Source organism: Pseudomonadota bacterium, from assembly GCA_010028905.1.
In the GTDB taxonomy this organism is placed as follows: domain Bacteria; phylum Vulcanimicrobiota; class Xenobia; order RGZZ01; family RGZZ01; genus RGZZ01.
In genome coordinates this window covers 1-4037 of record RGZZ01000459.1, presented here as the reverse complement: position 1 = coordinate 4037, position 4037 = coordinate 1, and the positions used below count along the sequence as shown (strand labels likewise).

Genomic DNA, 4037 nt, shown 5'->3' with positions numbered 1-4037 from the left:
CCTGGTTCGGCGCCGTAGCCAGCAGCTCGGGCTTCTTGTAGACGGGGTGGCAGAGCTGGTCACGGCGCTCGCGGACCTCCTGGTTCTTGGCCAATATGCGATAGTAGGTGCGGATGGAGCAGAGATAGGTGCCCTCGTCGAGCAGCGTCGCGTAGACCTCGGCCGGAGCTCTGTCCACGAATCGGTCGGAGTGCAGCTGAGCCAGCACGGATTGCTCTTCGGCTGGCGACAGGGCACGCGGCGGCGGCGGGCGTCTCGGTGCTGCAGCACGCTCTCTCGAGGGCCTCAGCTGGCGGTAGAAGGTTGCACGAGACAGCCCCAGAGCCGTGCAGAGGTTTCGCGCTCCAAGGACCTCAGCCGATGCGCGAGCCGTCTCGATCAGTCGTCGTCGTCGAGACCGCGGTTGTTCAGGGGGATCCCCAACATCTCGGAGACTTTTTTTTGGATGTCGATGATGAGCTCGGCCTTCTTGAGCCGCCCCTCCAGTTTGCGTTTCTCGCGCTCGAGCTCAGCAACGCGGCGCTCGAGGGGGTTGCGCTCCTTGGGCTTGCGGCCTCGCTTCAGGGGCTCCAGGCCTTTGTTCTCGACGCGATCGCGTAGCTGTCGAAACTTGCCGAGGTGAGAAGAGTACAGCCCCTCGCGCCGCAAGATGGCGCTCTTCTGACCGGGATTCTCATCTATCTCGCGTAGGATGCGCAGCTTGTACTCGGTGGTGAACTGCCGTCGGACGGGTCTCTCGGTCACTTCCGGATCACGATAGGCTGCCGAGTGCATAGAAGGCTGCGCCTCTATCGGCTTGGACTTCACGACCCGATCTTCGCCTGGCTTGCCGTTGTTGTTCATGATGGCTCCCTTCCCGCCCTACACTAATTCTTGAGGGGCAGGGTGTCTCACCTATCATAGGCACAGCGGGATCCCCCGCAAGACATGCGGAGTCCCCCACGGTGTCGTGGTGGACCTGGGCTTGTCCCCCACGGTGTCGTGGTGGACCTGGGCTTGTCCCCCACGGTGTCGTGGTGGACCTGGGCATGTCCCCCACGGTGTGGTGGTGGACAGGCACCGTGCGCCCCCGTTCGTGCAGATCCGCGCCGTTGTCCCCCACGGTGTCGTGTGTGGTGGTGGACAGGCACCGTGCGCCCCCGTTCGTGCAGATCCGCGCCGTTGTCCCCCACGGTGTCGTGGTGGACCTGGGCTTGTCCCCCACGGTGTCGTGGTGGACATATGCGAAAGCCGCAGAGGGGGGTACACATCATCCGACCGCGTTCAGGGGCGCACTCGAGATTGGCGCACGCTGCTGCGGCAGGAGGCTCTCGGGCCGGTCCGTGCTGGTCGGCGAAGCCGATGCGCCCACGGGCCCGGCGACTACGCGGGTCTTCACGTGCCGAATACTTACCAGGTTCTTGCCACAAGCCCAAACCAACGTTCTTCATCTGCACACTGCGGTGTCACAGTGCTTGACAAGGTCGGGGGGGTGCGTTAATATACGTCCGTTGCGCGCGTCCTGTGCGTGACCGCAGGGGCGAATAGCTCAGTTGGTTAGAGCGCATGGTTCACATTCATGAGGTCACAGGTTCAAATCCTGTTTCGCCCACCAGATTACGCGGGGTCGTGGCCTAGCGGTTAAGGCGCCGGCCTGTCACGCCGGAGATCGCGGGTTCAATTCCCGTCGGCCCCGCCAATCACAACTTCATATGCGCCTCTCGAGGCGCGCTTTGCCGAGGTAGCTCAGTTGGTAGAGCACATGACTGAAAATCATGGTGTGGCCGGTTCGATTCCGGCCCTCGGCACCAGAGAGAAACCCCGTATCGACGGGGTTTTTTGATTTCCGTCGTGGCCGTGGACTTGTGGACTCGCAGGGACACGGATGGACTAAAACAGCCACTTGGACCGCCACCAGAACCGCCACCGCCCTGGGCACTCTGGCAGGTTCGAGACCGACGGCTTCCGGTACGCCTACCTTCCACCATCCAACGCCGCCCACAACTTGTCAGCCTGCTTGTCACCGCCGTTGGCACGTAGTATGCAGATTGCCTCAGTCACTAGACCTCGAAGCCGAGCGATCTCCCGCACCCCCGGGTGGAGATCGAGTCCAATGTCCCCTGCGCCCCCCCGTCGGCACGGGGGGCGACGCTGTCTGCCGATCGCACCCGGCCTCACGGTCTTCTCGCTCTTTCTGTGGCGGACTGGAAGCAAACCAGTAAGGGAGCACCCCACTGTGGTTGGAAGCATTGGGCAGACCCCGCTCACGCGTCAGCGGCGAGCGAAGTTTCAAGTAGGACGGGTGGCGCGACGCCGCCGGTTCGGGAATCCGCAAGCGACCCTACGATCTCCGCGCCTGCGCTGGGCCGTCTGCCTCTAGCTCTTGCTGCCGCTGATGGGCGTAACCGGGTGTGGCGCAACCCGTTTCATGCGCCACGGGATCTCTGCGTATCCGCTATGCGGCAGCAACCTCGAGGACGTGGCGACCGCCCTGCGGATGTATGCAGATGGGAATCCGGGGCAGTCCCCCCGATCCTTGTCCGCGCTGACCCCGACCATCCTGGTGCGGATTGCCAGGTGCCCCGCTGCGGGGCGCGGATCAGTCTGACGCGTGACAAGGTTCATCGAGGCCCGCTCAACGGCGCAGACGAGACCATACGCCAGGTTCTCGAAGAGCTTGGGCGCGACCCGGCGACGGGTTCGTTCTTGTGGGCTTTGGGTGGCGGCGACTATTTCTTCAGGGGTAGATTCAGCAGCCAGGCAAGGGCCTGGTTGTAGGGAAGGGGGGGCATATTGTCGCCCATCTGATGGGTCTTGAAGCCGTTCGTTCCCACGCCTGCTTGTTTCTCGACGTCCCAGAGGTAGCAGACGACGTCGGTCTGACAGTCCCCTGGGTACTTGAGCTCCCTTGTCCAGATGAAGACCATCGTTCTGGCGTCGCTGACTCCGCGGGCCCGCAGCGACGTGGGGAGCGTCTGCTGCTGGTCGCTCACGGCTCTGGTGTTGATGTCGATCAGGAGCACGGGAGGTCGCAGGTAGCCGTCAGCGGTGCCCCACGATTGCACTTTGGGGTAGACGTTCTTCACCAGGACACGGACCGAATCTTCAGGCCAGTAGCACCACCCCAGATACACGCACAGCAGCAGCGCACCGAGCCCGTAGACTGCGGGCGGAATGCTCTGGCGCTCCTCTTGAAGGACGTTTGCCCGATCGGAAGGGACCGTGAGCGTGTGGTTCTCCATTCCTGACATGAGGTAGCCGTGCCGTTTCAGCCCTTCGATGACACGCTCCACGTGGGCGCGCGAGGTGTCGGCGCCGGCCGCAATCACAGCGGAGATCAGCGCGTCGCGACGACATTCTCCCTCGTTGAGGCAACCGCTGAGCAGGGCGGCGGCGATGCGCAGGTCATCAGAGGTGAACTCCGCGCGTTCGAACGGGCCGCTGACTCCGCTGTAGAAGGCGACGGCGAGCGCATCAAAGGCGGCCAGCTGGCAGCCGATCGAGCGCTCTCGCGTCGTTTCCAGATCTGCGTCAGAACCGAGGTCTGGCGAGAGTTCTGCGTATTGCGCGAGTTTTCGTCCTCGGATGAATGCCCAGACGAAAAACAGTCCCAGCAAACAAGGCACCGCACGGTAGAGGTAGTCGTGGAACTCAGCGTCGGTGTAGACACTTCGACGACTGCGTCGGCTTCTTGCTGACCCCAGTGTCATGCTGACGAGGGCCAGAAAGGTGATGAGGATCGAGGCCCCAACGAATGTGAGCAGATGGTGGAAGAGTCGCGGCAGGCTGCGTGTGGGCAGCTCGCGCTCGAGGATGCTGTAGATGTGCTGTGCGCTGACCAAGGTCGTTCGCTCCCCTCTTGCAGCCCCGCCTTGCGCCGGTGCGCGCCGTCCTGATGTCCTTCCCTCCGCTCATATACGCCCTTCTCGTGCGAGGCCCCGATCGTGCAGGAACCGCTCGTGTCAGGCCGGCGAGCGGAAGGTCGACGAGCTGTGCTGGTGTGCGTGCCTTCTCTGTACATACGCCGCTCTCCCCTTCTCTTTCTCCTGCTCTGAGAG

General features: G+C 63.3%; 3 protein-coding genes and 3 tRNA genes. 3 read left to right on the top strand and 3 right to left on the bottom strand.

Annotated elements, in window-relative coordinates; translation table 11 throughout:
* Together EB084_21145 and EB084_21140 are read right to left on the bottom strand one after the other, a co-directional pair.
* Positions 1 to 208, bottom strand: a 208-nt coding sequence (locus tag EB084_21145) for an IS3 family transposase (protein NDD30772.1), incomplete at its 3' end; no start/stop codon positions are given.
* A gap of 170 nt (positions 209 to 378) precedes the next feature.
* Positions 379 to 681 (bottom strand): transposase, encoded by a 303-nt coding sequence (locus EB084_21140; protein NDD30771.1) that lies wholly within the window; start codon positions 679 to 681, stop codon positions 379 to 381.
* Positions 682 to 1517: 836 nt separating this feature from the next.
* Here EB084_21140 and EB084_21135 point away from each other — a divergent pair.
* The 3 genes from EB084_21135 to EB084_21125 all read left to right on the top strand — a co-directional run bounded on the left by EB084_21135 (position 1518) and on the right by EB084_21125 (position 1790).
* Positions 1518 to 1594, top strand: a tRNA-Val gene (locus EB084_21135).
* An 8-nt stretch (positions 1595 to 1602) separates the two neighbouring features.
* Positions 1603 to 1678, top strand: a tRNA-Asp gene (locus EB084_21130).
* A 36-nt stretch (positions 1679 to 1714) separates the two neighbouring features.
* Positions 1715 to 1790, top strand: a tRNA-Phe gene (locus EB084_21125).
* A 918-nt stretch (positions 1791 to 2708) separates the two neighbouring features.
* Here EB084_21125 and EB084_21120 read toward each other — a convergent pair.
* A complete protein-coding gene (locus EB084_21120; protein ID NDD30770.1) occupies positions 2709 to 3821 on the bottom strand; it encodes a hypothetical protein in 1113 nt (370 codons plus the stop codon).
* Between the last annotated feature and the right edge of the window lie 216 nt (positions 3822 to 4037).